Source organism: Streptomyces seoulensis (genome assembly GCF_022846655.1).
Classification (GTDB): domain Bacteria; phylum Actinomycetota; class Actinomycetes; order Streptomycetales; family Streptomycetaceae; genus Streptomyces.
Map to the genome: position 1 here is coordinate 2,408,582 of NZ_AP025667.1, position 25,160 is coordinate 2,433,741.

The following is a 25,160-nucleotide window of genomic DNA, read 5'->3' on the forward strand; positions in this document are numbered from 1 at the left end:
ACTGTGTTGGTTCTGAAACCACGAACAGCATCCATGTGCCACACATGGGTTTTGGCTGAAACAGTTTCATAGTGTTTCGGTGGTCATAGCGTGAGGGAAACGCCCGGTTACATTCCGAACCCGGAAGCTAAGCCTCACAGCGCCGATGGTACTGCAGGGGGGACCCTGTGGGAGAGTAGGACGCCGCCGAACTCCTTTTACAGCTCCGGCTCTTGGGCATACAGCCCGAGAGCCGGAGCTTTTTTGCGTTGCGGTAGGGTCAGGGTGCATTGTCGGCACTTTTCGTACAGGAGGCTTCCGGGTGGAGGTCCAGGAGACCCGCGTCCAGACGGACCGGGTCCTCACCATCCCCAACATCCTCAGCATGGCTCGGCTTGCCGGTGTCCCTCTGTTCCTGTGGCTGATCCTCAGGCCGGAGTTCGGAGGCCCCAAGAGCGATGGTTGGGCTCTCCTGGTCCTGGCACTGAGCGGAGTCAGCGACTATCTGGACGGCAAGCTCGCCCGGCGCTGGAACCAGGTCAGCAGCCTCGGCCGGCTGCTCGATCCCGCCGCGGACCGGCTCTATGTCCTTTCCACGCTCCTCGGCCTCACCTGGCGCGAGATCCTGCCGCTCTGGCTGACCGCCCTGCTGCTGGCCCGTGAACTGGTTCTCCTGGTGATGGTCGGTATCCTCCGGCGGCACGGCTATCCGCCGCCCCAGGTGAACTTCCTCGGCAAGGCGGCCACCTTCAACCTGATGTATGCCTTCCCGTTGCTGCTGCTCAGCGACGGAAGCGGTTGGATCGCGTCACTGGCCGCTGTTTTCGGATGGGCGTTCGCCGGATGGGGTACAACCCTGTATTGGTGGGCAGGAGTGCTCTATATGGTCCAGGTCCGCCGTCTGGTGCGCGCGGACGCGTTGGCCGACGGAACTCCGCGATCGTCCATGACGTGACGCTTCGATGGCCCGCGACGCGAAAGTGCGGGACAATCTGGACGGGTGAAGTCGGCTAGACCGTCGTCTCTTCGAGGAGGACGCTTCCGACATGAAGGCCGTCGTGATGGCCGGAGGCGAAGGCACACGCCTGCGCCCCATGACCTCTAGCATGCCCAAGCCGCTCCTGCCCGTGGTCAACCGCCCGATCATGGAGCATGTGCTCAGGTTGCTCAAAAAGCATGGGCTCAACGAGACCGTGGTCACCGTGCAGTTCCTGGCGTCTCTCGTCAAGAACTACTTCGGAGACGGCGAAGAGCTCGGTATGGAGCTCACGTATGCCAATGAGGAGAAGCCACTCGGTACCGCCGGAAGCGTCAAGAACGCCGAGGACGCGCTGAAGGACGACGCTTTCCTCGTCATTTCCGGTGACGCCCTTACGGACTTCGACCTCACCGAGCTGATCAACTTCCACAAGGAGAAGGGAGCCATGGTCACGGTCTGCCTGACCAGGGTCCCCAATCCGCTGGAGTTCGGCATCACCATCGTCGACGAGGAGGGCAAGGTCGAGCGCTTCCTCGAGAAGCCGACCTGGGGCCAGGTCTTCTCCGACACGGTGAACACGGGCATCTATGTGATGGAGCCCGAGGTGTTCGACTACGTCGATCCCGATGTCCCCGTCGACTGGTCGGGAGATGTCTTCCCCCAGTTGATGAAGGAAGGCAAGCCCATCTACGGCTACATCGCCGAGGGCTACTGGGAGGACGTCGGCACCCACGAGAGCTATGTGAAGGCCCAGGCCGACGTTCTCGAGGGCAAGGTCGACGTCGACATCGACGGATTCGAGATCTCGCCCGGCGTCTGGGTGGCCGAGGGTGCCGAGGTGCACCCCGACGCGGTGCTGCGCGGGCCGCTCTACATCGGCGACTACGCCAAGGTCGAGGCGGGCGCGGAAATACGCGAGCACTCCGTCGTCGGCTCCAACGTGGTCGTCAAGAGCGGTGCCTTCCTGCACAAGGCCGTCGTCGCGGACAACGTGTACGTCGGGCAGCAGAGCAATCTCCGTGGCTGCGTGATCGGCAAGAACACCGACATCATGCGGGCCGCGCGGATCGAGGACGGCGCGGTCATCGGTGACGAGTGCCTGATCGGCGAGGAGTCGATCATCCAGGGCAACGTCCGGGTGTACCCGTTCAAGACCATCGAGGCCGGCGCGTTCGTCAACACCTCCGTCATCTGGGAATCCAGAGGGCAGGCGCACCTCTTCGGGGCGCGCGGGGTGACCGGCATCCTGAACGTGGAGATCACGCCGGAGCTGGCCGTACGGCTGGCCGGCGCGTACGCCACCACCCTGAAGAAGGGCACCACGGTCACCACGGCCCGTGACCACTCCCGAGGCGCCCGTGCGCTCAAGCGTGCGGTGATCTCGGCCCTCCAGGCCAGCGCGATCGACGTACGCGACCTGGAGAACGTGCCGCTGCCCGTGGCCCGGCAGCAGACGGCGCGCGGCAGCTCCGGCGGCATCATGATCCGGACCTCGCCGGGTGTGCCGGACTCCGTGGACATCATGTTCTTCGACCCCAAGGGCGCGGACCTCTCCCAGGGCAGCCAGCGCAAGCTGGACCGGGTCTTCGCCCGGCAGGAGTACCGGCGGGCGTTCCCCGGCGAGATCGGTGACCTGTACTTCCCGTCCAGCGTCTACGACTCCTACACCGGGTCGCTGCTGCGCAACGTCGACACGACGGGGATCGCCGAGTCCGGACTGAAGGTCGTCGTCGATGCCTCCAACGGCAGCGCCGGTCTGGTGCTGCCCAGCCTGCTCGGCAAGCTCGGCGTGGACTCGCTGACCATCAACCCCGGTCTGGACGAGTCCCGGCCCACCGAGACCGTCGAGATGCGGCGCAAGGGTCTGGAGCGGCTCGGCGAGATCGTGGCGTCCTCCGGGGCGGCCTTCGGCGTGCGGTTCGATCCCGTCGGCGAGCGGCTGTCGCTCGTGGACGAGAAGGGCCGCATCATCGAGGACGACCGGGCACTGCTGGTGATGCTCGACCTGGTGGCCGCCGAGCGGCGCAGCGGGCGGGTGGCGCTGCCGGTGACCACGACCCGGATCGCGGAGCAGGTGGCCGCGTACCACGGCACGCAGGTCGAGTGGACCACCACGTCGCCGGACGACCTGACGCGCGTGGGCGGCGAAGAGGGCACCATCTTCGGCGGCGACGGCATGGGCGGCTTCATCGTCCCCGAGTTCAGCAGCGTCTACGACGGTACAGCCGCGTTCGTGCGGCTGATCGGGCTGGTGGCGCGCACCCAGCTCACGCTGAGCCAGATCGACGCCCGGATTCCCCGGGCCCACGTCCTCAAGCGGGACCTGGCGACGCCGTGGGCGGTCAAGGGTCTGGTCATGCGCAGCGTGGTCGAGGCGGCCGGCGACCGGTCCGTCGACACGACGGACGGTGTGCGGGTCGTGGAGAGCGACGGGCGCTGGGTGATGGTCCTGCCCGACCCGGCCGAGGCGGTCACCCACCTGTGGGCGGAGGGACCGGACGACGCCTCCGCGCAGGCCCTGCTGGACGAGTGGTCGGCCGTGGTGGACAGCGCCGGACGCTGATCCCTAGAACGCACCGACGTGGCGGACGGCGCCCCCGCCAGGGGCGCCGTCCGGCACGTGTACGGGGCTCGTTCGAAGGCATCGCTCGCGGCATGCGACGATGTGCGGCATGCCGCAGCAACCCCCCGTTCGGAGCAGCCCCGCGCGGCCGAGGCGTCCGGACGCCTCCATGTCGTTGATCACCAACGTCATGGACCACAGCCTCGACGACGGGTACGCCGAGGCAGCCGCCCGCAAGGAGGCCCTCGGCGAGGGCGGCCTGCCGAAGACGCTGCGCGCCAAGCTGGGCCTGGCGGGCGGACTGGTGCTCGCGGCCCTGGTGGTGACGGTCGGTGCGGCGCAGGCGCATGTCACGGCCCCGGTCGTGGCCAAGGAGCGCCAGGAGCTGATCGACCGCATCGACCGGGAGACCGCCGCCGCCGACAAGCTGGAGAGCGGTGTCGACCGGCTCCGCGAGGAGGTCGGCGCGCGGCAGCGGTCGGCGCTGCGGGAGGCCGGGGGCAGTCAGGCGGACCTGGTCGGTCTGCTGTCCGGTGCCACCGCGGTGCACGGGCCCGGTGTGAGGCTCGTGGTGAACGACGCCAAGGAGTCGAGCGCCGGAGACGGCACCAACCCGCGTGAGTCAGCCGGTTTCTCCGACACCGGGCGGGTGCGCGACCGGGACATGCAGCGCGTGGTCAACGGGCTGTGGGCGTCCGGCGCCGAGGCGGTGTCCATCAATGGGCAGCGGCTGACCGCCCTGTCCGCGATCAGGGCCGCGGGTGACGCGATACTGGTCGACAACAGGCCGCTGGTACCGCCGTACACGGTGCTGGCGGTGGGGGACGGGCAACGGTTCAGCACCAGGTTCCAGAACAGCGCCGACGGACTGTATCTGCACGCGCTCCAGGACAACTTCGGTATCCGCACCGCCATCTCCGCGGAGGGCGACGTCCGGTTGCCCGCCGCACCGAGTGTGATCGTACGAACAGCAAGGCCGAGCGCCGAGCAGGCCGAGAAGACTGAGAAGGGCACATCGTGATCGCCGTACTGGGCCTCGTCGTGGGAGTGGTGGCCGGACTGTTGGTCCGGCCCGAGGTTCCGGCGGTCGTCGAGCCGTATCTGCCCATCGCCGTCGTGGCGGCGCTGGACGCCGTGTTCGGCGGTCTTCGGGCGATGCTCGACGGCATCTTCGACGACAAGGTCTTCGTGGTGTCGTTCCTGTCGAACGTGGTCGTGGCCGCGCTGATCGTGTTCCTGGGCGACGAGCTGGGCGTGGGCGCGCAGTTGTCCACGGGCGTCGTCGTGGTCCTGGGCATCCGGATCTTCTCCAACGCCGCCGCGATCCGGCGCCACGTCTTCCGGGCGTGAGCGCGATGAGCGAGAAGGACGAGCGGCCGGAGAACGGGCTGCGCAAGGAACTGCCCGCGGAGGTGCCGCCCAAGGCCCCCGAGCCCGCCCCGGCACCCGCACCCGCGCCGGCGCCCACGCCCGCCCCCGAGCCCGCGCCGGCCCCGCAGCCCGACGAGCCGCAGCTCACCGGGCGTCAGCGGCTGGTGGACGGTCTCTGGCCGCCCCGGCTGACGCGTGCGCAACTCATCGTGGCGCTGCTGCTCTTCGGCCTCGGTTTCGGGCTGGCGGTGCAGGTGGCGTCCAACAGCGACGGCGACAGCGCGCTGCGCGGGGCACGCCAGGAGGATCTGGTCCGCATCCTCGATGAACTGGATGACCGTACTCAGCGTCTTGAGGACGAGAAGCAGGGTCTCGAGAAGCAGCGCCAGGAGCTGCAGAGCAGTTCGGACCAGGCCGCCGAGGCGCGCAGGCAGACCGCCGAGAAGGAGCGCCAACTCGGCGTGCTCGCGGGCACCGTGGCGGCCACGGGGCCCGGTATCACCATGACCGTCCAGGACACGAAGGGAGCCGTCGAGTCCGACATGCTGCTCGACGCGATCCAGGAGCTGCGCGCGGCCGGTGCCGAGGCGATACAGGTCAATGGGGTGCGCGTGGTGGCGAACACGTACTTGGCGGACTCCGGCGGTAGCGTCGCGGTCGACGGGAACAAGATCAACGCCCCTTATCGTTTCAAGGTCATCGGCAAGCCGCAGGACCTGGAACCGGCGTTGAACATCCCTGGAGGCGTGGTGCAGAGCTTGGAGAAGGAGCAGGCCACGGTGAGTGTGGAGCGCTCGGACAAGATCGTCGTGGACGCCTTGCGGCAGGCGAAGCAGCCTGACTACGCTCGGTCGTCCTCCCGGTGAACCGGCGGTGCATGGGCGGCGTCGGGCGGGGGCATGAGGTTGCGGGGGGTCGCCGCACCGAAGGGGTGGTGCGTGGTGGAAACTGTCGGGTGGATACGGACGTTGTGAAGATGTCCGGATCGGTCGGTGTAGGCATTCTGGGTTCGTCCTGCCCCACGGGCGGGTCTGTTTCGGTCAAGGGGAATCGCCCGTGAAGTTGTTTGGGAAGTTGTTCGGCAAGAGCGCGCGAGAGGGCGGCGACAACGCGACGGCCCGTCATCGCGCACAGACCGACGAGGATGGGCAGCGTCCGCTGTTCCGGGACCAGGTGGCTGGTCCGGGTGGTGGCACTTCCGGTGGTCAGGGCGCGGCGTCCGTTGACCCTGGCCAGGGCGGCGGCATAGGTTTCGGGCAACCGTCGACCGCGGGTGGAGGGTTCCCCTCCGACCCGCACGCGTCCAACGCCCCCGCGGGGCAGCCGCGGCAGGAGGCTCCGTCCATGTCGGCCCTGGTGTGTACGAGGTGCGGGAACCGCAACGCGGAGAACGCCCGCTTCTGCTCCCACTGCGGCGCGCCCCTGCGTCCCGGTGTGGCGCCGGAGCGTCCGTCGGAGACGACTTCCACGATCTCCATCTCCGGCATCGAGGCGTACGACTCCGAGGTCACCGGTCAGACGGCGATGCCCATGCTGTCGCCCGAGGCGCAGGCGGCGGTCGACGCACTGCCTGTCGGCTCGGCACTGCTGGTGGTGCGCCGTGGCCCGAACTCGGGCAGCCGCTTCCTGCTGGACAGCGACCTGACCACGGCGGGGCGTCACCCGCAGAGCGACATCTTCCTGGACGACGTGACGGTCTCCCGCAGCCATGTGGAGTTCCGCCGCTCGCCGGACGGTTCCTTCACGGTGGCCGACGTGGGCAGCCTCAACGGCACCTACGTCAACCGTGAGCGGATCGACCAGGTGGCGCTGGCCAACGGTGACGAGGTGCAGATCGGCAAGTACCGGCTGGTCTTCTACGCGAGCCGGCAGGGAGTCTGACCCACCCCCGGACACTCGTCCGGGGGAACCCCAGGGAAGGTCCATGCTTCAAACACCGAGCGGCGGTGCCGGAAGCGGTACCGCCGCCAGGGACAGTGGGCTGATGAGCATCGGCACGGTGCTGAACCTGCTGCGCGAGGAGTTCCCCGAAGTCACCATCTCCAAGATCCGCTTCCTGGAGTCGGAGGGGCTCATCGAGCCGCAGCGGACCCCGTCGGGGTATCGCAAGTTCAGTCCCCGTGACGTGGAGCGTCTCGGGGCCGTCCTGCGGATGCAGCGGGACCACTATCTGCCGCTCAAGGTGATCCGCGAGCATCTGGACGCCATGGAGCGCGGCGAGGCGGTCCAGCTCCCCGTGGTCGGCCGTCAGCGCGGCCCCGGCGAGGAGCCGGAGGAGGCCGAGCGTTCCACGGTCGCCCGTATCGGCCGGGACGAGCTGCTGGCGGCGGCCGGCGTCGACGAGGCCGAACTGCGCGAGTGGGAGTCGTACGGACTCCTCGCCCCCCTGGCGGAGGGTGTCTATGACGCCGAGGCCGTCACCGTGGCCGCGCTGGTGGCCGAACTGGGCCGGTTCGGCATCGAACCCCGCCATCTGCGGGTGATGAAGGCGGCCGCCGAGCGTGAGGCCGGGCTGGTCGACCAGGTCGTCGCGCCCCTGAAGCGGCACCGTAATCCGCAGACCAGAGTGCTCGCGGAGACCCGGACGAAGGAGCTCGCGGCGCTCACCATGAAGCTGCACTCGGCTCTGGTGAAGGCGGCGCTCGGGGTGCGGGTGCCCTGAGGTGCGGTGTGTCCCGACCCGGCTGACTTGCGCCGGATCGCCCACCTGTTCCCGGCCCGACTACCCAAACGTCCCGAGCACGGCCTAGGGTTGCTGTGTGAACGAGCTCGATGTCGTAGGTGTCCGGGTCGAAATGCCCTCCAACCAACCGATCGTGCTCCTGCGCGAAGTGGGAGGCGACCGCTACCTCCCCATCTGGATCGGGCCGGGGGAGGCGACGGCGATCGCCTTCGCCCAGCAGGGCATGGCTCCCGCGCGGCCGCTGACGCACGACCTGTTCAAGGACGTGCTGGAGGCGGTGGGCCAGGAGCTGACCGAAGTCCGCATCACCGATCTGCGAGAGGGCGTCTTCTACGCGGAGCTGGTGTTCGCCAGCGGAGTCGAGGTGAGCGCGCGGCCGTCCGACGCCATAGCGCTCGCCCTGCGCACCGGCACGCCGATCTACGGCAGTGACGGGGTGCTGGACGACGCGGGCATCGCCATCCCCGACGAGCAGGAGGACGAGGTGGAGAAGTTCCGCGAGTTCCTCGACCAGATCTCGCCCGAGGACTTCGGCAGCAGCAGCCAGTGACGCCCGAGGCCGGCCGGGCGGACCGACGGGTCCGCGTCCGGCCGGCCGGTGGCGCGCTGTGACCGCGCCGCGAGGGCAATTGCCAACGGCCCGTGAGAGCGTCCTACGCCTTCCCGCGAGCGCATTCGGCTAGCCTTTCCCCGCGGTGGGACACGGGAAACCACTCTCAGGGTGATTATCACTCGGCGTGCCGAGTGTGGCGATCGTTGACGCACCCCTGGTGACTGCCTACCGTCGATAAGGCAGGTCAAGGACGGAGGTCGGCGTGAGAATGAGCGGCGACGGTACGGCTGGGGGTGCCCCCGGACACGGTTTCGGGGAGAGCGGCCCGTACCCTCCCCCGGGCGCACGGCTTCGGCCAAGCGGGGGACACCCACAGCTCGGCGGCGCGGCTGATCACGCTCCGCAGCGGCCGACGGTGGTGCCTGACGGTGAAGGGGCGACGGCCATGACGTCCGAGGAGATCGGCTATCGCGGTCCCACGGCCTGTGCGGCCGCCGGGATCACCTACCGGCAGCTCGACTACTGGGCCCGTACGGGACTGGTCGAGCCGAGTGTGCGGCCGGCCCATGGCTCGGGCACACAGCGGTTGTACAGCTTCCGTGACGTGGTCGTGCTGAAGATCGTCAAGCGGTTCCTGGACACGGGTGTCTCCCTCCAGAACATCCGCTCGGCCGTGCAGCACCTCAGGGAGCGCGGGTTCCGCGATCTGGAGCGCATGACCCTGATGAGCGACGGCGCCATGGTCTACGAGTGCACCTCCCCGGACGAGGTCCACGCGCTGCTCCAGGGCGGCCAGGGCATCTTCGGGATCGCCGTGGGCGTGGTGTGGCGGGACGTGGAGAGCGCCCTGTCCCAGCTCCACGGCGAGCGCATCGACACCGGTGAGACGCTCATCGGGCCCAACCCGGCCGATGAACTGGCGCGGCGGCGCAACCGGGCCGTCTGAGGCCCGGCGGCGCCCCGCCCCGTCGAAGGCCCCCGCACGGGGTCGTTGTCAGTGGCGTGGTGCAGCATCGGACATGTGAGAGACGCGCCCACCATCCTCCATCTCGACATGGACGCCTTCTTCGCCTCGGTGGAGCAGGCGTCCAAGCCGAGCCTGCGGGGGAAGGCCGTCGTCGTGGGCGGCATCGGGCCACGCGGGGTCGTGGCCACCGCGTCGTACGAGGCACGGGTGTTCGGCGTGCACTCGGCCATGCCCACCGCGCAGGCGCGGCGGCTGGCGCCGAACGCCGCCTACCTCACGCCCCGCTTCGCGCTGTACCGCTCGATCAGCGACCAGGTGATGGCGCTGCTGCGGGAGTTGTCCCCGCTGGTGGAGCCGCTGAGCCTGGACGAGGCGTTCGTGGACCTGGAGGCCGGTGACACGGCCTGGGACGAGGCGTCGGCGCGGGAGGCCGGGGCGCGGCTGCGCGCGGACATCCTGGCGGTGACGGGGCTGACCGGTTCGGTGGGGCTCGCCGCCTCCAAGATGCTGGCCAAGATCGCCTCGGAGCGGGCCAAGCCCGACGGCCTGGTGCTCATCGAACCCGGCACCGAGCGGGCCCTGCTGGCACCTATGCCGGTGCGGACCCTGCCCGGCGTGGGACCGGCCACCGGCGACCATCTGCGGCGCGCCGGGATCACCACCGTCCTGGAGTTGTCGGAGGCGGGCGAGGACGAACTGGTCCGGCTGCTCGGCAAGGCGCACGGACACTCGCTGTACGCGATGGCGCTGGCCCGTGACGACCGGCCCGTGGTGGCCGAGCGCGAGGCGAAGTCGGTGTCGGTGGAGGACACCTACGCCGTGGACATCCACGACCGGCCGCGCATCGGCCTGGAGGTCCGCCGGCTCGCCGACCGGTGCGTGCGGCGGCTGCGCGGGGCCGGGCTGTCCGGCCGGACCATCGTGCTCAAGGTCCGGCGGTACGACTTCTCCACCCTGACCCGCTCCGAGACGCTGAGGGGGCCCACGGACGATCCGACGGTGATCCGGGAGGCGGCGGCGCGGCTGCTGGACTCCGTGGACACCACGGGAGGGGTGCGGCTGCTCGGCGTGGGCGTCTCCGGGCTGGCCGACTACACCCAGGAGGACCTGTTCGCCCAGGCGGCGGGGGAGCCGGCCGAGGAGACGCCGGAGGAGAGCGCTCCCGATCTCGGACCCGAGAGACCCGAGCCCGCCGCGCCGGAGTGGCGGGCGGGCCAGGACGTGCGGCACCCCGAGTACGGCCACGGCTGGGTGCAGGGCAGCGGCCTGGGGCGGGTCACCGTGCGCTTCGAGACCCCGACCTCCGCGCCGGGCCGGGTACGGACGCTGCGTGCCGACGACCCCGACCTGACACCGGCCGAGCCACTGCCGCTGGTGGGGGAGGTGTGCGGGCAGCGGGAGGAGGCGACCGGCGCGGGCGGGGCCACGGGAGGCGGATGAGGGGGGCTCAGGTCTCCTCGGTGCCCGCGACCTTGCCGAAGTCGCGGTCCGGGGTCCTGGCGGAGGGGCCCACGTCGAGACCGTAGTGGTGGTAGAGCTGGAGTTCCTGCTCGGGGGAGAGGTGACGGCCCACGCCGAAGTCGGGGGCGTCCTTGATGAGGGCGCGTTCGAAGGGGACGCGGAGCGCGCCGTCGACCAGTTCGCTGGGCTCCAGCGGGACGAAGGCGTCGCGCGAGAAGAGGCCGGTGCGCACCGCCGCCCACTCCGGGACGCCGGTCGCGTCGTCGAGGTACACCTCGTCTATGGTGCCGATCTTGGTGCCGGCTCGGTCGAACGCCTTGCGGCCGATCAGGCTGCGCGGATCGATGTCGGTCTGCACGATCCCTCTCCCTCCACATGGTCGCAACTCATCCGTAAGCACTACAAAAGAGCAGAATCAGCCGGGCGGCCACTCGAACGCCGCGCTCAGGACCCCGCTGGTAGGCTGAACAAGGCTGCTGACCCCGTGCGGGAGAGTCCTCCGAGCAATTCGGAGGCGCCGAAGGAGCAACTCCTCCCCGGAATCTCTCAGGCCCCCGTACCGCACGGACGAGGTCACTCTGGAAAGCAGGGCGGGCGTCCATGGCTCCCGCTCTCACCGACGGTGCAAGCCGGGGTCCGCTGGCCCCCGGTGAAGCTCTCAGGTAAGAGATGACAGAGGGGGAGGCCGGTGGGCACCCGAGCCGTGGTGCCCCTCGCAGGTCGCGTCAGACCAGGAGGCCTCCGCACATGACCGCCCCTCGCATTCCGCTCGCCGACCTCGAAGCGGGCATCCCCTTCGAGCAGCGCCACATCGGGCCCGACCAGGAGGCGCGGGCCAAGATGCTCGCGCAGGTCGGCTACGGCTCCCTCGACGAGCTGACCGCCGCCGCGGTCCCGGATGTGATCAAGAACGCCGACGCGCTCGACCTGCCGGGCGCCCGCACCGAGGCCGAGGTGATCGCCGAGCTGCGCGGTCTCGCGGACCACAACCAGGTACTCGGCTCCATGATCGGCCTGGGCTACTACGGCACCTTCACCCCGCCGGTCATCCTGCGCAACGTCATGGAGAACCCCGCCTGGTACACGGCCTACACGCCGTACCAGCCGGAGATCTCCCAGGGCCGTCTCGAGGCCCTGCTGAACTTCCAGACGATGGTCGCCGACCTCACCGGGCTGCCCACCTCCGGAGCCTCCCTGCTGGACGAGGGCACCGCCGCCGCCGAGGCGATGGCGCTGTCGCGGCGCATGGGCAAGAACAAGAAGGGCCTCTTCCTGGTCGACGCGGACACCCTGCCGCAGACCATCGCCGTCATCCAGACCCGCGCCGAACCGGCCGGTGTCGAGGTCGTCGTCGCCGATCTGAGCGACGGCATCCCGGCCGACGTCGCCGCCCGCGACATCACCGGCGTCCTGCTCCAGTACCCCGGCGCCTCCGGTGCCGTACGCGACCTGAAGCCGGTCGTCGAGCAGGCGCACGAGCTGGGCGCCCTCGTCACCGTCGCCGCCGACCTGCTCGCGCTGACCCTGCTCACCTCGCCCGGCGAGCTGGGCGCGGACATCGCCATCGGCACCACCCAGCGCTTCGGCGTGCCCATGGGCTTCGGCGGGCCGCACGCCGGCTACATGGCCGTGCACGAGAAGTTCGCCCGCAGCCTGCCCGGCCGCCTGGTCGGCGTGTCCGTCGACGTCGACGGGAACCGCGCGTACCGTCTCGCGCTGCAGACCCGCGAGCAGCACATCCGCCGCGAGAAGGCCACCAGCAACATCTGCACCGCCCAGGTGCTGCTCGCCGTGATGGCCGGCATGTACGCCGTCTACCACGGCCCCGACGGCCTGCGGACGATCGCCCGCCGCGCCCACCGCTACGCCACGATCCTCGCCGAGGGCCTGCGCGCCGGCGGGGTCGAGATCGTCCACGGCGCCTACTTCGACACCCTCACCGCGCGTGTGCCCGGCAGGGCCGCCGAGGTCGTCGCCGCCGCCCGCGAGGGCGGGGTCAACCTGCGCCCGGTCGACGCCGACCACGTCTCCCTGGCCTGCGACGAGACCACCAACCGGGCTCAGGTCGAGGCCGTCTTCGCCGCCTTCGGCGTCGAGGGCGACATCGCGGCGCTCGACGGGTCGGCCGAGGACACGCTCCCCGAGGCGCTGCTGCGCACCGACGACTACCTGACCCACCCCGTCTTCCACGAGCACCGGTCCGAGACGGCCATGCTGCGCTACCTGCGCAAGCTGTCCGACCGCGACTACGCCCTCGACCGCGGCATGATCCCGCTCGGCTCCTGCACCATGAAGCTGAACGCGACCACCGAGATGGAGCCGGTCACCTGGCCCGAGTTCGGCGCGCTGCACCCCTTCGCCCCCGCCGAGCAGGCCGAGGGCTACCTCACCCTCATCCGCGAGCTGGAGGACCGGCTCGCCGAGGTCACCGGGTACGACAAGGTCTCGCTCCAGCCCAACGCCGGTTCCCAGGGCGAGCTGGCCGGACTGCTCGCCGTACGCGCCTACCACCGGGCCAACGGCGACGCTCAGCGCACCGTCTGCCTCATCCCGTCCTCCGCGCACGGCACCAACGCGGCGAGCGCGGTGATGGCCGGGATGAAGGTCGTCGTCGTGAAGACCGCCGGGGACGGCGAGATCGACGTCGAGGACCTGCGCGCCAAGATCGAGCAGCACCGTGACGAGCTGTCCGTGCTGATGATCACCTACCCCTCGACGCACGGTGTCTTCGAGGAGCACGTCGCCGACATCTGCGCCCAGGTGCACGACGCGGGCGGCCAGGTCTACGTGGACGGTGCCAACCTCAACGCCCTGGTCGGTCTCGCCAAGCCGGGCCACTTCGGCGGCGACGTCTCCCACCTGAACCTGCACAAGACGTTCTGCATCCCGCACGGCGGCGGCGGTCCCGGCGTCGGCCCGGTCGCGGTCCGCGCCCACCTGGCGCCGTACCTGCCCAACCACCCGATGCAGCCCGAGGCCGGTCCGGCCACCGGCGTCGGCCCGATCTCGGCGGCCCCCTGGGGCAGCGCCGGCATCCTGCCGATCTCCTGGGCGTACGTCCGCCTCATGGGCGGCGAGGGCCTCAAGCGCGCCACCCAGGTGGCCGTGCTCTCCGCCAACTACGTCGCCAAGCGCCTGGAGCCGCACTTCCCGGTGCTCTACACCGGCCCCGGCAACCTCGTCGCGCACGAGTGCATCATCGACCTGCGCCCGCTGACCAAGGCGACCGGCGTGAGCGTGGACGACGTGGCCAAGCGCCTGATCGACTACGGCTTCCACGCGCCGACCATGTCCTTCCCGGTGGCCGGCACGCTGATGATCGAGCCGACCGAGTCCGAGGACCTGGGGGAGCTGGACCGGTTCTGCGACGCGATGATCGCCATCCGCGCGGAGATCGACAAGGTCGCCTCCGGCACCTGGCCCGCCGAGGACAACCCGCTGCGCGGCGCACCGCACACCGCGGCCGCCCTCGGCGGCGACTGGACGCACGCGTACAGCCGTGAGGAGGCCGTCTTCCCGGCCGGTGTCTCGCCCGCCGGCAAGTACTGGCCGCCGGTGCGCCGCATCGACCAGGCGTTCGGCGACCGCAATCTGGTGTGCTCCTGCCCGCCGCTGGACGCGTACGAGGACTGAGCGCGTTCGTGAGTGGACGAAGGCCCCCTGCCCGAACCGGGCGGGGGGCCTTCCTCGTGTCCGCTCAGGCCGTGGCCAGCGAGACCTCGGTCGACTTGATCAGCGCCACCACCTGATCGCCCTCCGAGAGCTTGAGGTCAGCGGCCGACTCGTGGGTGATGGCCGACGTCACCTCGGCGCCCGGCACCGCGACCTTCACCGTGGCCATGGCCGTGCCCATGGTGATCTCACTGATGGTGCCCGCGAGCTGGTTGCGGATCGAGATGTGGTCGACGGGCTCGGTGGCCAGGGAGACCTCCGTCGCCTTCACCAGGGCGTGCACGGGGGTGCCCTCGGCCAGCCGCAGTTCCTTGGTGGCCTCCTCGGTGATCGCCGCGGTCAGGTGCTGACCGCCGTCCAGCCGGATCTTGACGGTCGCCATGACCTCGCCGGGGTGGACCGCCGTGACGGTGCCGGGAAGCTGGTTGCGGATGCTCATGCTCATGGGGCCACACCGTAGTGGCTGGGTGGCCTCATGCCGGGTATGCGTGCGTCTGCGTCGCCTTGACGGTCGCCCAGACCGGTGCGCCCGTGTGCAGGTCCAGCTCGGCGGCCGCCGCCGTGGTGAGATCGGCGGCGAGCCGGATCTCCCCGGTCAGGTCCGCGCGGATCTGGTCGCCGTGGGTCTCCAGTCCGGCCACCTCGCAGCGCCACAGGTTACGGGCGCTGGCCCCGGTCGGGCGGTCCCGGAACAGGGTGACCGCGACCGGCGGGAAGGCGACGAACACCGGTCCGGTCAGCTCCTCGGTGGTCGTAATCGACGGCCCGGAGTCCAGCCGTACCGCGTGCCCGTCCGCCTCGCCCCGGTAGAGGTTGAGGCCGACCAACTGCGCGATGTAGTCCGTGCGCGGATGGCGGGCGATCTCCGTGGGGGCGCCCTCCTGGACCACGCGGCCGTGCTCCACCACCACCAGGCGGTCCGCGAGCACCATGGCGTCCAGCGGATCGTGCGTGACGAGCACGGCGACCGCCTCGAACTCGGCCAGATGCCGCCGCAGTCGGGAACGGACCTCCAGACGGGTACGGGCGTCCAGCGCCGCGAGCGGCTCGTCCAGGAGCAGCAGCCGGGGCCGGGTGGCCAGGGCCCTGGCCAACGCGACCCGCTGGGCCTGGCCGCCGGACAGGCGGCGGGGCTTGGCTCCCGCGTGCTCGGCAAGGCCCATGCGCTCCAGCCAGGTGGCGGCCTGCGCGCGGGCCTCGGTCTTGCCGACGCCGTGACAGCGCGGGCCGAAGGCCACGTTGTCCAGCGCGGACAGGTGCGGGAAGAGCAGGTAGTCCTGGAAGACCACGCCTACCGGGCGGTTCTCCGGCGGGGTGCGCTCCAGCGCCGTACCGTCCAGCCGCAGATGGCCCTCCGAGAGCGGGACGAGGCCCGCGAGGGCGCGCAGCGCGGTGGTCTTGCCCGCGCCGTTCGGGCCGAGCAGCGCGACCACGTCACCGGGAGCCGCGCGCAGGGCCACGTCCAGCCGGAAATCGCCCCGGTCGACCACGAGGCGGGCGTCCAGCCCCTGTTCGCCCGCCGCCTTGAGCAGGGCGGGAGGCGCGTCGATGTCGGTCATGGGGCGGTCGTCCTCCGTCGGCGCCGGCGTGGTCGCTGTCTTCCATCCTCGTGGCACCGTCAGGCTCCCGTCATCCACCGGTCCCGCAGGCACGCCAGCACCGCGATCGACACCGCCAGCAGGATCAGGCTGAGGGCGATGGCGGCTTCCGGGTCGTTCTGCAGGGCGAGGTAGACCGCCAGCGGCATGGTCTGGGTGCGGCCGGGGAAGTTGCCCGCGAAGGTGATCGTGGCCCCGAACTCACCGAGCGCACGGGCCCAGGCCAGCACGGCGCCCGCCGCGATGCCGGGGGCGATGAGCGGCAGGGTGACCCGGCGGAAGGCGGTGAAGCGGGAGGCGCCGAGCGTGGTGGCGGCCTCCTCGTAGCGCGGGTCGGCCGCCCGCAGGGTGCCCTCGACGCTGATGACCAGGAACGGCATGGCGACGAACGCCTCCGCCACGACCACACCGGCGGTGGTGAACGGCAGGGTGATCCCGAACCAGTCGTCCAGCGACTTGCCGACGATGCCGTTGCGGCCGAGGGCGAGCAGCAGCGCCACACCGCCGACGACCGGCGGCAGCACCAGCGGCAGGGTCACCAGGGCCCGCACCAGGCCCCGGCCGGGGAACTCCGTACGGGCCAGCAGCCAGGCCAGCGGCACGCCGAGCACCAGGGCTACGGCGGTGGCGGCGGTGGCGCTGATCAGGGAGAGCTGGAGCGCCTGCCACACCTCGGTGCTGGACAACTGGGACGGCAGGCTGCGCCAGGGGGCGCGGACCAGCAGGGCGAGCAGGGGCACCAGCAGGAAGGCCATGGCCAGCAGGCCCGGCACCAGAAGCGGCAGCGGCACACCACGGCGGGCGGCGCGGACACGCGGGCGCCGCGACCCGCCCCCGTCGGGGCCGGCCACGGCGTCGCGCTGCTTCAGCCCGGTCACGGCTTGAGGAAGCCGGCCTGGGTCAGCACCTTCTGGCCCTCGGGGGACTTGACCAGGGCGATGAACGCCTCGGCGGCGTCGGCGTTGCGCGCGTTCTTCAGCGGGGCGATCGGGTAGTCGTTGATCGCGTCCTTGGAATCGGGGAACTCCACGCCCTCCACCTTGCCACCCGCGGACTTCACATCGGTCTTGTAGACCAGGGAGGCGTCGGCCTCCTTCAGCTCCACCTTGTTCAGGGCGGCCTTGACGTCCTGCTCGTAGGAGACCGGGGTGACCTTGACGCCACTGGCGTCCAGCACCTTCTGCGCGGCCGCGCCGCACGGCACGGTCTTGTCGCACAGGACGACCTTGAGCTTCGGGTCGGTGAGGTCCTTCAGCGAGGAGACCTTGTCGGGGTTGCCCGGCAGGGTGGCGATCTCCAACTGGTTGCGCGCGAAGGTCGACGGGGCGCTCGCCGTGTCCTTCTTGCCGGTGACGATCGACATGGTCTTGGGGCTGGCGGCGGCGAACACGTCCGCCGGGGCGCCGCTGGTGATGCTGGCGGCGAGGGTGTCACTGCCGCCGAAGTTGAAGGCGACCTTGGTGCCGGGGTGCTGCTGCTCGAACTGCTCGCCCAGGGTCGTGAAGCTCTCCTTGAGGGAGGCGGCCGCGAACACGGTGACCGTGCCGGACAGCTTCGGGGAGGCGGAGCCGGAGGTGTCGGCCTTGGCGGGCGTGGACCCGTCGGAGTTGGAGCAGGCGCTGAGGGCCAGCAGGGCGGCGACTCCCACACCGGCCAGCGGCAGCATCCGGCGGGTCCGGCGTGCGGAACGGGTCATCACGGTTGTCTACTCCTCGTCTCGGCGGAACAGCGGTCGCGCCCTTCCAAAGGGGCCGGAGGTCGGCCACAGGGCCGATGATACTGCCGCATTTGCCAGACGTAAGTCATCTGTCACGTTGCATGAGCTGCGAAGTTGTTATCCGGAGCTGGCATATGCGTTTGTCCGGGAGTGCGCGGGGGGTAGCTATCCAGGGGAGGTGGTCGCGGTGACGCTCGCTCAGTTGGCCATGACCGGCGACCTGGCCCGGCCTGCTCGACTTACCGTGCCTGACCTGCACAAATGGCCGCAGTTCGTGGCGGACGTCAGCTTCGAGTGCGCCACCAGCGGCGTTCAGCGGCACCGGTTCTCCGGGCCGCGTCTGTACCACGTGCTGACCGACGCGGGGCCCGGCTTCGACCCGGTGCGCCGCAAGGACCGGCTGAGATTCCTGATTTCCGTGACCGGCACCGACGGGCACCGGGCGGTGCTGAGCTGGGCCGAGATCGACCCCGACTTCGCGGACGCCCCCGTACTGCTCGCGGTCGCCGTCGACGGGACGCCGCTGGACGCGGCCGGGCCCCAGCTCGTGCTGCCGCAGGACCGCTGCGGCGGTCGGCACATCAGCGGGATCACCGCGATCCGGGTCGACGGGGGCTATCACTTCGGCGCCGTCACGCCCGCCCTCGCGGACCGGGCGACGCTCGCGGCGGGCTGATGCGGGCTGATGCGGGCTGACGCGGGCGGCACGGAGGCCCGCGTCCGGGGCCGCTCAGACGCGGTCGATGTGCACGTTCGTGGACTTCACCCGCGCGGTGGCCTCCATGCCGACCTCCAGGCCGAGTTCGTCGACGGCCTCGCGGGTGAGCAGCGAGACCAGCCGGTGCGGCCCCGCCTGGATCTCCACCTGGGCGGCCACGTCACCGAGCTTGATGGCGGTGACGATGCCGGGGAACGCGTTGCGCACGGAGGTGGAGGAGGTCTCCTCCTCGGTGCCGCCCGTCTGGGCCAGCTCGACGGAGAACGCGGCGAGGTCCCGGCCGGCGATGAGGCGCCGTCCCGATTCGTCGCGGTGGGTGGCCATCCGGCCGGCGTCGGCCCAGCGGCGGGCGGTGTCGGGGCTCACGCCGAGGAGCCGGGCTGCCTGGCCGATCGTGTAGGACTGCATGCTGGTCACCATAAAACGAGAGGTCGGCGGCCGTGGACCGGGGCGGGCCCCCGGTGGGACACGGGAGCGCCCGGACGGGTCAACCGGTGTGCACCCGCGGGCGGCGGGCCCGGTCCGGCTCCGCCTCGCGCAGCACCTCACGCGTGACCGGGGCGACCTCACCCTGGCCGAAGAGGAAGAACCGCAGGAAGTTGGCGAACGGGCTGCCCTCGGTCCACTCGAAGAAGATGTGCGGGGTACGCCCGGTCAGGTCCCGTACGTGCAGCAGCAGCGCGGCGAGGGCGTTGGGGATGGAGGAGGACTCCACCGTCAGCACCCGGTAGCGGTTGTGCAGGACCTCGCCGCGCACCGTCAGACACGTCTCGAACTCCGAGGGGTCGGCCACCGTGACCTCGACGAAGACGAAGTCCTCCTGCTCGGGCATGTCGTTGTCGGTGCGGATCTGCTCGATCTTGTCGCGGTACTCGGCCCGGTCCCGGTTATCGGGCTCGTTGGCGATGAACCGGATCTTCCTGCTGGCCATGTCCCTGACGAATCGTTCCGCCATCGGGTCCATCGCCACGCTGGTCACGCGCAGCTCGAAGGAGCGGGCCAGCCGGGAGAGCAGGGAGACGAGCATGATGCCCGCGATGAAGCAGGCGCCGATCTTCACGCCGTCCGGGCGCTCGATGACGTTGGCGACGGTCGTGTACAGGAACACCGCGGAGATGACGCCGAATCCGATGGTCCAGCCGCGCTGCCCGGCCTTGCGCGCGGCGATGGTCACCGCGATGGCGGCCGAGCTGATCAGCACCAGCACACCGGTGGCGTAGGCGCCGCCCTGCTTGTCCACGTTGGCGTCGAAGAGCCAGGTGACGAGGAAGGCGATGAGGATGAAGACGATGACCATCGGGCGCACCGCGCGTGCCCAGTGCGGGGCCATGCCGTACCGGGGGAGATAGCGGGGCATGAGGTTGAGCAGGCCGGCCATGGCGGAGGCGCCGGCGAACCACAGGATGGCGATGGTCGAGACGTCGTAGACCGTGCCGAAGGCGTTGCCCAGGTACTCGTGCGCGAGGAAGGCGAGGGCGCGGCCGTTGGCCTGGCCGCCGGGCTCGAACTCGCTCTCCGGGATGAGCAGCGTGGTGATGAAGCTGGTGGTGATCAGGAAGCAGCTCATGATGACGGCGGCGGTGGTGAGCAGCTTCTTGGTGTCCCGGACGCGGCCCGCCGGGTGTTCCTCGGTGTCGCCCTCGTCGCCCTGGACGTGGGGCATCACGGCGACGCCGGTCTCGAAGCCGGACAGGCCGAGGGCGAGCTTCGGGAAGACGATCAGGGCCACGCCGATCATCGCGAAGACGTTGCCGTGCTCCATGGTGAGGGCGTTGGCCCAGTCGGTCACGACGTGCTCGGCGGTCAGCACGTGCCACAGCCCGCTGATCACCACGACGACGTTGAGCGCGAGATAGACGCCGACCAGTGCCACCGCGACGCCCATGGCCTCCAGGAAGCCCTTGAGGAACACCGCGCCGAGCAGCGCCACCAGGATCAGCGTGATGAGCATCTGATGGCCTTGCAGCGTGCTGGTCAGATGCGGGTTCTCCACCAGGTGGGTGGAGGCGTCGGCGGCGGAGAGGGTGATGGTGATCAGGAAGTCGGTGGCCGCGAACCCCAGCAGGGTCAGGACGAACAGCTTGCCCTTCCAGAAGGACAGCAGCCGCTCCAGCATGGCGATGGAGCCCTGCCCGTGCGGGCTCTCCTGGGCGACCCGCCGGTACACCGGGAGGGCGCCCGCCAGGGTGACGACGATCAGCACGATGGTCGCCAGCGGGGAGAGCAGACCGGCCGCCAGGGCCGCGATGCCCGGCTGGTAGCCGAGGGTGGAGAAGTAGTCGACGCCCGTCAGGCACATCACCCGCCACCAGCGCTGGCCCCGGTGCGGGGGCTCGGGCTCGGCGTGCGGCCCGGTCAGGCCGCCCCTCTTGCCCATGTCGGAGAGCCCCTGAAGCATCCAGGCGCGCAGGCGACTGGGAGGGTGCTCGGTCGTGGCCATCGGCGTGCTCCAGGTGGTGCGGCTCGGCTGCCTGCGGTCATCGCGCGGACAGCCGGACCAGCGTATGCGGAGAGTGACGCTTGACCCATGGATTCCGGACCGGGAGGGCGTCAATCCTGCGTTAAGAATGGGCCGACGGGGGCTGCTGACGCACCGATAAGTGAAGGCCCGGAGCCTGCTTCGGGGGAGGACGAGGTGTGCGGGCGACGCGGGGGGAGGGCCGCCGCGGGCTCCGGGGGCGGACACCGAGCGTCATCTCGTACAAGATCCTTCGGGCGTCGCGTGCACCCTGTCCATGCTGCCCCCGGCGGGGACGCTCCGCAGCCCGGTGGACCCCGTACGGCCGGGCGGGTCACAGGCCGCGGATGTCCATGCGCCAGTGCCAGGCGTTACGGCGGCGCACGGCCGACAGTTCGGACTCCAGCGGGGAGGGCGGTACCGCGAGCACCGGGCAGGCCGCGTGGGCGAGGCAGTGCCGGGAGACCCGGCCGGAGAAGGCCCGGCGCAGCCCGCGGCGGCCCGTGCCGACCACCAGCAGGTCGTCCTCGCGGTCCGCGACCGCCAGCAGCGCGCGGCCCGGCGTGCCGCGTACGAGCACGGCGTGCAGGGGGATGCCGGGGCCCTCCTCGCCGAAGAGGTCGTCGAGCAGGGTGGTCAGCCGCTGCTCCGCCATCCGCTGCCACTCCTCGGCCAGCGGGTCGGCGACGGCGGAGCGCCGGCCGGCCGGATCTCCGCCGGGCGGCGTCCAGGCCAGGACCGGCCAGAGTTCGGCGGCCAGGCGGCGGGCGAGCGCGGTGGCACGGCGCAGGACCGTGACGCTGCCCAGGGAGCCGCTCACACCGACGACCACCCGCGTGGCCGAGAGGGCGTCGTAACCGGACATCACTCCACGCTCCTCGGGGGACGGACCGCTCGCGCATCCTCCTTCCATCCCACTCCCGTACGGCCGATCCGACCAGCCGACGGCGGGCGCCGCGCGTAACCGCTCCGGACGCGAGTCGGGGCCGGTGCGCACCGTGTGTGCGTCCGGCCCCTCCGGGTCGTCGGGCGGTCTTCGCGGGCCGCCCCGGGTGCGGCTCAGGCGGCGGTCATCACCTGGGTCGCGGCGAGCGGGCGGTGCGGGGCGATGACCCGGCCGTCGGGCAGCAGCTCACCGGTGTCCTCGAAGAGCAGAACGCCGTTGCACAGCAGACTCCACCCCTGTTCCGGGTGGTGCGCCACGAGACGGGCCGACTCACGGTCGGCGGACTCGGCTGGCGGGCAGGTCGGTTGATGCTGGCACATGGGCGGGATCTCTCGCTTTGTCGTGGTCATGTCCGTCCCCCGTGGTGAAACATCGGTCGGAATCCAGTGTTGCCCGCTGGGCGTCGTTCCGCAGGGATTTCGCAGCACCGCTCCTTACTCGTTCATGACGCATCACCCGCGCGGACGGTTCAATCCAACCCCACTGTCCCTTTGGGTGGTTCGGCGTGACCGGAAAGGGCTAGTCCACTCGGCGCAGTGCGTCCTTTCCGCTCGTAGGAGCGGGCAATTACTCGCACGAGCGAAATATGTGTGGCCCACGGAAATACCCGCACCCCGAGCAGGAATCAGGCGTACCCGGAGAAAAGGCCGTACCCCGCTTCCGCGCCGGGAAGCGGGGTACGCGGGCGTCGGTCAGGCAGGTGAGCCGAGAAGGGGCGCGGGAGTCGCACGATGGGTCAGTACGGGCAGCAACTCCGAGACTCTGTGCGGCCGGTGGGCCCGGATGCCCGGTGGTGCCGGCGCGAGCGGCACCAGGAGGTCGGTGGCGGCGGGATGGCCCTCGGCCGGGTCGGCCGTGGGGTCGCCGTGCAGCCACAGGGTGAGCATGTACAGGCCGGGCACGGACAGCAGGCGCGGCTGATAGGGCTGGAGCAGGGCCTCGGCCTGCAGCAGCGCCCGCTCGGTGGACGGGATGTAGGGGCCCTCGAAGAAGTGCGAGAAGGCCCATCCGTCCGGGGTGAGCACGGTGTCGGCCGCGGCGACCGGGCGGTCGCCGGAGCGGATGACGAAGCGCCAGCCCGTCAGCCGCGTCGCGGACAGGCCCTCGGGAGTGATGTGGTCCAACACATGCAGGGCGAGCGGGAGTTCAGGGGTGACGGGGCCCTGTGCGGCACGCAGGGCGGGGGTGCGCGCCTCACGGACCGCGGTGGGGGAACCGAGGGCCGTGAGGACGGAGTGCAGTGCGGGCGCGGGCGCGGGGGGCACGTGCAGCGGCATGGTGGGTCGCCTCTCGTTCGACAGGCGCGGCGGCGCGAGGAGGGTGGGGCGGACGGCACTGTCAGCTCACAGGTGGACCGGGGAGGCGGGGGCCCGGCGCGGACGCGACTGCGACTGGGGTCTGCCGGCCGTCACCGGACGGCCGGAACACGGCGGAAACGCGTCAGAAACCGGTACCGAGGCACCATCCTTCGGCCCTGTCCGCGAAGTTTATACGACACGTGTTCACCCGTTGTTTCGGCTATCCGATTCCGATAGTCCGGGCAAGGCGATATCCGGTCGCGGATACGCGCTGAACATCCCGATTTCCTGACCACGTGGCGGTCCTGACCTCGCCGTACGCCGTCACCGCGGTCGGCCGATTGTCATCGGCGTTTTTCACGAGGCGATCAGGGCACCCGAAGATGCGTGATGCGGCATGCCTCGTGAATGTGCCGCAGGACACTTCCGACAGAATAATGGGCGGCGAGGCCGGATGCGGCGTTATCGATCGCTTCCGCTGGGCATCATCCCACCTGATCCGGGACCCCGGCGGCCGGACCCTCGGGCCGCCCATGCGAGGAGGGACACTTCCATGGGGGAGAAGGTCGTGGCAGGGCCGTTCGACCTGTCCGATCGCCAGCGCTACCGCGAAAAGCTCCAGAAGTGCCTGGCGGGACTGGAGCTACTGCTGGCAGAGAAACGGTTCGACCGTCCCAAGAACCTCATGGGGCTGGAGATCGAATTGAATCTCGCCGGCCCCGACGGTATGCCGAAAATGCTGAACGGCCAGGTACTGGAGCGGATCGCCAGCCGCGATTTCCAGACCGAACTGGCCATGTTCAATCTGGAGGTCAACATAGCCCCGCACCGGCTGGGCGACCGGGTATTCGACCGGCTCGCGGAGGAGCTGCGCACCTCCCTCGCCTACGCCGACCGCAAGGCGGGCGAGGTGGACGCCGGAATCGTGATGACCGGCATCCTGCCCACGCTCGGCCGGGACGACCTGGTCTCGTCCAACCTCTCGGAGGTGGACCGCTACGCCCTCCTCAACGACCAGATCGTCGCCGCGCGCGGAGAGGACTTCCGGCTCGACATCGAGGGGGTGGAGCATCTGCGGTGCACCTCCCGCTCCATCGTGCCCGAGGCCGCCTGCACCTCCGTGCAGTTGCACCTCCAGGTGACGCCCGACCGGTTCGCCGATGTCTGGAACGCCGCGCAGGCGGCCTCGGCCGCGCAGATCGCGGTCGGCGCCAACTCGCCCTTCCTGTTCGGACATGAGCTGTGGCGCGAGTCCCGGCCGCCGCTCTTCCTGCAGGCCACCGACACCCGCCCGCCCGAACTCCAGGCACAGGGCGTGCGGCCGCGCACGTGGTTCGGCGAGCGCTGGATCACCTCCGCCCACGACCTGTTCGAGGAGAACCTGCGCTACTTCCCGCCCCTGCTGCCCATCTGCGACGACGAGGAGCCCCTGGAGGTCCTCGACGCCGGAGGCGTGCCCAGGCTGGCCGAACTCGTCCTGCACAACGGCACGGTGTACCGCTGGAACCGCCCGGTGTACGACGTCGCCGACGGCGTGCCCCATCTGCGGGTGGAGAACCGGGTGCTGCCCGCCGGACCCACCATCACCGACGTGATCGCCAACGCCGCCTTCTACTACGGCCTGGTGCGCTCGCTCGCCGAGGAGTCCCGCCCGGTGTGGACCCGGCTGCCCTTCGAGGCCGCCGAGGCCAACTTCGACGCGGCCTGCCGGTACGGCATCGACTCCCGCTTCGTCTGGCCCCGGCGCGGCCGCTACGGCGGCACGGCCGAGGTCGACGCCGTCACCCTGGTCCGCGACGAGCTGCTGCCGCTGGCCGCGGCGGGGCTCGACGGCTGGGGGATCGAGCCCGCCGACCGGGACTTCTACCTCGGCGTCATCGAGGAACGCTGCCGCAAGCGGGTCAACGGCGCGTCCTGGCAGGCCGCCACCTTCCACCGCGCGCTGGAGAAGGGCCACGGCCGGCAGGAGGCGCTGGCCGCGACGACGCGCCGGTACGCCGAGCTGATGCACGCCGGGGAACCGGTGCACACCTGGCCGGTGGGCATTCCGGAGCCGGTGCCGCTGGGCTGAGGGCGCTCGCACCGGCACGGCCGTACGCGGACTTGGACGCCCCGTCCGCGTACGGCCGTGCCGTGCCCGACCCGGTGCGCGGGCCGGCCGCGTCCTTCTGCGATCCTTTGCGGGACGACAGGCGCG

The 25,160-nt window shown here is 70.6% G+C and carries 23 protein-coding genes, 1 rRNA gene and 1 riboswitch; of the genes, 14 read left to right on the plus strand and 10 right to left on the minus strand.

Annotated features, from left to right (window positions below; translation table 11 throughout):
• Positions 1 to 75 precede the first annotated feature (75 nt).
• The 11 genes from rrf (at position 76) to HEK131_RS11245 (ending at position 10,535) form a co-directional block, all read left to right on the plus strand.
• A 5S ribosomal RNA gene (gene rrf, locus HEK131_RS11195) occupies positions 76 to 192 on the plus strand.
• Positions 193 to 301: 109 nt separating this feature from the next.
• Positions 302 to 934, plus strand: coding sequence for a CDP-alcohol phosphatidyltransferase family protein (locus HEK131_RS11200; RefSeq protein ID WP_161146904.1), 633 nt, complete (start codon positions 302 to 304; stop codon positions 932 to 934).
• A 91-nt stretch (positions 935 to 1,025) separates the two neighbouring features.
• Positions 1,026 to 3,521, plus strand: a complete 2,496-nt coding sequence (locus tag HEK131_RS11205; protein WP_161146903.1) for a mannose-1-phosphate guanyltransferase — start codon at positions 1,026 to 1,028, stop codon at positions 3,519 to 3,521.
• A gap of 100 nt (positions 3,522 to 3,621) precedes the next feature.
• Positions 3,622 to 4,542 carry a DUF881 domain-containing protein gene (locus HEK131_RS11210; RefSeq protein ID WP_217462529.1) on the plus strand — a complete coding sequence of 307 codons (921 nt, stop codon included), beginning with the start codon at positions 3,622 to 3,624 and terminating at the stop codon, positions 4,540 to 4,542.
• Entirely contained in the window at positions 4,539 to 4,871 is a 333-nt protein-coding gene (locus HEK131_RS11215) for a small basic family protein (RefSeq protein WP_030808725.1), read from the plus strand. The genes HEK131_RS11210 and HEK131_RS11215 overlap by 4 nt, the downstream gene beginning before the upstream one ends.
• 5 nt (positions 4,872 to 4,876) lie before the next feature.
• On the plus strand, positions 4,877 to 5,758 hold the full coding sequence (locus tag HEK131_RS11220; RefSeq protein ID WP_244334647.1) for a DUF881 domain-containing protein: 882 nt from the start codon (positions 4,877 to 4,879) through the stop codon (positions 5,756 to 5,758).
• 190 nt (positions 5,759 to 5,948) lie between these two features.
• A complete protein-coding gene (locus tag HEK131_RS11225) occupies positions 5,949 to 6,773 on the plus strand; it encodes an FHA domain-containing protein (protein WP_244334649.1) in 825 nt (274 codons plus the stop codon).
• Positions 6,774 to 6,816: 43 nt separating this feature from the next.
• A complete protein-coding gene (gene ftsR / locus HEK131_RS11230; RefSeq protein WP_217462527.1) occupies positions 6,817 to 7,554 on the plus strand; it encodes a transcriptional regulator FtsR in 738 nt (245 codons plus the stop codon).
• A 97-nt stretch (positions 7,555 to 7,651) separates the two neighbouring features.
• On the plus strand, positions 7,652 to 8,125 hold the full coding sequence (locus tag HEK131_RS11235) for a bifunctional nuclease family protein (protein ID WP_026281837.1): 474 nt from the start codon (positions 7,652 to 7,654) through the stop codon (positions 8,123 to 8,125).
• 265 nt (positions 8,126 to 8,390) lie between these two features.
• Positions 8,391 to 9,074, plus strand: a complete 684-nt coding sequence (locus tag HEK131_RS11240) for a MerR family transcriptional regulator (RefSeq protein WP_217462526.1) — start codon at positions 8,391 to 8,393, stop codon at positions 9,072 to 9,074.
• 75 nt (positions 9,075 to 9,149) lie between these two features.
• The gene (locus HEK131_RS11245; protein WP_244334652.1) at positions 9,150 to 10,535 is read left to right on the plus strand and encodes a DNA polymerase IV; all 1,386 of its coding nucleotides are present in this window, start codon (positions 9,150 to 9,152) and stop codon (positions 10,533 to 10,535) included.
• 7 nt (positions 10,536 to 10,542) lie between these two features.
• On the opposite strand, the gene HEK131_RS11250 is transcribed toward HEK131_RS11245, so the two are convergent.
• A complete protein-coding gene (locus HEK131_RS11250) occupies positions 10,543 to 10,914 on the minus strand; it encodes a PRC-barrel domain-containing protein (RefSeq protein ID WP_244334654.1) in 372 nt (123 codons plus the stop codon).
• A 119-nt stretch (positions 10,915 to 11,033) separates the two neighbouring features.
• Positions 11,034 to 11,128, plus strand: a riboswitch (glycine riboswitch).
• Positions 11,129 to 11,303: 175 nt separating this feature from the next.
• Here HEK131_RS11250 and gcvP point away from each other — a divergent pair.
• Complete coding sequence (gene gcvP, locus HEK131_RS11255; RefSeq protein WP_244334656.1) at positions 11,304 to 14,189, plus strand: aminomethyl-transferring glycine dehydrogenase; 2,886 nt, start codon at positions 11,304 to 11,306, stop codon at positions 14,187 to 14,189.
• Positions 14,190 to 14,253: 64 nt separating this feature from the next.
• Here the strand turns inward: gcvP and HEK131_RS11260 are convergent, their stop codons facing one another.
• Genes HEK131_RS11260 through modA form a run of 4 tightly spaced genes read right to left on the minus strand, consistent with a single transcriptional unit; the run spans position 14,254 to position 17,522 of the window.
• A complete protein-coding gene (locus tag HEK131_RS11260; protein ID WP_244334658.1) occupies positions 14,254 to 14,673 on the minus strand; it encodes a TOBE domain-containing protein in 420 nt (139 codons plus the stop codon).
• Positions 14,674 to 14,701: 28 nt separating this feature from the next.
• Positions 14,702 to 15,787, minus strand: coding sequence for an ABC transporter ATP-binding protein (locus HEK131_RS11265; RefSeq protein WP_217462522.1), 1,086 nt, complete (start codon positions 15,785 to 15,787; stop codon positions 14,702 to 14,704).
• A 59-nt stretch (positions 15,788 to 15,846) separates the two neighbouring features.
• Complete coding sequence (gene modB, locus HEK131_RS11270; protein ID WP_432215621.1) at positions 15,847 to 16,704, minus strand: molybdate ABC transporter permease subunit; 858 nt, start codon at positions 16,702 to 16,704, stop codon at positions 15,847 to 15,849.
• Positions 16,701 to 17,522: a molybdate ABC transporter substrate-binding protein gene (gene modA / locus HEK131_RS11275; RefSeq protein WP_244334660.1), complete on the minus strand. Its 822-nt coding sequence runs from the start codon at positions 17,520 to 17,522 to the stop codon at positions 16,701 to 16,703. The genes modB and modA overlap by 4 nt, the downstream gene beginning before the upstream one ends.
• A gap of 229 nt (positions 17,523 to 17,751) precedes the next feature.
• Here modA and HEK131_RS11280 point away from each other — a divergent pair, with 229 nt between their 5' ends.
• Entirely contained in the window at positions 17,752 to 18,219 is a 468-nt protein-coding gene (locus tag HEK131_RS11280) for a molybdopterin-dependent oxidoreductase (protein ID WP_244451988.1), read from the plus strand.
• Positions 18,220 to 18,273: 54 nt separating this feature from the next.
• Here the strand turns inward: HEK131_RS11280 and HEK131_RS11285 are convergent, their stop codons facing one another.
• The 5 genes from HEK131_RS11285 to HEK131_RS11305 all read right to left on the minus strand — a co-directional run bounded on the left by HEK131_RS11285 (position 18,274) and on the right by HEK131_RS11305 (position 22,942).
• Positions 18,274 to 18,669, minus strand: coding sequence for a TOBE domain-containing protein (locus HEK131_RS11285; RefSeq protein WP_217462519.1), 396 nt, complete (start codon positions 18,667 to 18,669; stop codon positions 18,274 to 18,276).
• Positions 18,670 to 18,748: 79 nt separating this feature from the next.
• Positions 18,749 to 20,701 (minus strand): APC family permease, encoded by a 1,953-nt coding sequence (locus tag HEK131_RS11290; protein ID WP_217462518.1) that lies wholly within the window; start codon positions 20,699 to 20,701, stop codon positions 18,749 to 18,751.
• 352 nt (positions 20,702 to 21,053) lie between these two features.
• Positions 21,054 to 21,584, minus strand: coding sequence for a universal stress protein (locus tag HEK131_RS11295; protein WP_244334662.1), 531 nt, complete (start codon positions 21,582 to 21,584; stop codon positions 21,054 to 21,056).
• A gap of 194 nt (positions 21,585 to 21,778) precedes the next feature.
• Complete coding sequence (locus HEK131_RS11300) at positions 21,779 to 21,985, minus strand: DUF5999 family protein (RefSeq protein ID WP_161149892.1); 207 nt, start codon at positions 21,983 to 21,985, stop codon at positions 21,779 to 21,781.
• A gap of 372 nt (positions 21,986 to 22,357) precedes the next feature.
• The gene (locus HEK131_RS11305) at positions 22,358 to 22,942 is read right to left on the minus strand and encodes a hypothetical protein (protein WP_217462516.1); all 585 of its coding nucleotides are present in this window, start codon (positions 22,940 to 22,942) and stop codon (positions 22,358 to 22,360) included.
• A 574-nt stretch (positions 22,943 to 23,516) separates the two neighbouring features.
• On the opposite strand from HEK131_RS11305, the gene HEK131_RS11310 reads away from it, so the two are divergent.
• Positions 23,517 to 25,034, plus strand: coding sequence for a glutamate--cysteine ligase (locus HEK131_RS11310; RefSeq protein WP_244334664.1), 1,518 nt, complete (start codon positions 23,517 to 23,519; stop codon positions 25,032 to 25,034).
• Positions 25,035 to 25,160 lie beyond the last annotated feature (126 nt).

What these genes read in the sequence shown, in the direction of transcription:
- HEK131_RS11265 (WP_217462522.1), bottom strand. Translation starts at nt 15,787, where the DNA reads ATGACCGACATCGACGCGCCTCCCGCCCTGCTCAAGGCGGCGGGCGAA.
- ftsR (WP_217462527.1), top strand. Translation starts at nt 6,817, where the DNA reads ATGCTTCAAACACCGAGCGGCGGTGCCGGAAGCGGTACCGCCGCCAGG.
- HEK131_RS11280 (WP_244451988.1), top strand. Translation starts at nt 17,752, where the DNA reads ATGACCGGCGACCTGGCCCGGCCTGCTCGACTTACCGTGCCTGACCTG.
- modA (WP_244334660.1), bottom strand. Translation starts at nt 17,522, where the DNA reads ATGACCCGTTCCGCACGCCGGACCCGCCGGATGCTGCCGCTGGCCGGT.
- HEK131_RS11305 (WP_217462516.1), bottom strand. Translation starts at nt 22,942, where the DNA reads ATGCCGCTGCACGTGCCCCCCGCGCCCGCGCCCGCACTGCACTCCGTC.
- HEK131_RS11300 (WP_161149892.1), bottom strand. Translation starts at nt 21,985, where the DNA reads ATGTGCCAGCATCAACCGACCTGCCCGCCAGCCGAGTCCGCCGACCGT.
- HEK131_RS11285 (WP_217462519.1), bottom strand. Translation starts at nt 18,669, where the DNA reads ATGCAGTCCTACACGATCGGCCAGGCAGCCCGGCTCCTCGGCGTGAGC.
- HEK131_RS11210 (WP_217462529.1), top strand. Translation starts at nt 3,622, where the DNA reads ATGTGCGGCATGCCGCAGCAACCCCCCGTTCGGAGCAGCCCCGCGCGG.
- HEK131_RS11290 (WP_217462518.1), bottom strand. Translation starts at nt 20,701, where the DNA reads ATGGCCACGACCGAGCACCCTCCCAGTCGCCTGCGCGCCTGGATGCTT.
- HEK131_RS11205 (WP_161146903.1), top strand. Translation starts at nt 1,026, where the DNA reads ATGAAGGCCGTCGTGATGGCCGGAGGCGAAGGCACACGCCTGCGCCCC.
- HEK131_RS11295 (WP_244334662.1), bottom strand. Translation starts at nt 21,584, where the DNA reads ATGTCCGGTTACGACGCCCTCTCGGCCACGCGGGTGGTCGTCGGTGTG.
- HEK131_RS11220 (WP_244334647.1), top strand. Translation starts at nt 4,877, where the DNA reads ATGAGCGAGAAGGACGAGCGGCCGGAGAACGGGCTGCGCAAGGAACTG.
- gcvP (WP_244334656.1), top strand. Translation starts at nt 11,304, where the DNA reads ATGACCGCCCCTCGCATTCCGCTCGCCGACCTCGAAGCGGGCATCCCC.
- HEK131_RS11310 (WP_244334664.1), top strand. Translation starts at nt 23,517, where the DNA reads ATGGGGGAGAAGGTCGTGGCAGGGCCGTTCGACCTGTCCGATCGCCAG.
- HEK131_RS11260 (WP_244334658.1), bottom strand. Translation starts at nt 14,673, where the DNA reads ATGAGCATGAGCATCCGCAACCAGCTTCCCGGCACCGTCACGGCGGTC.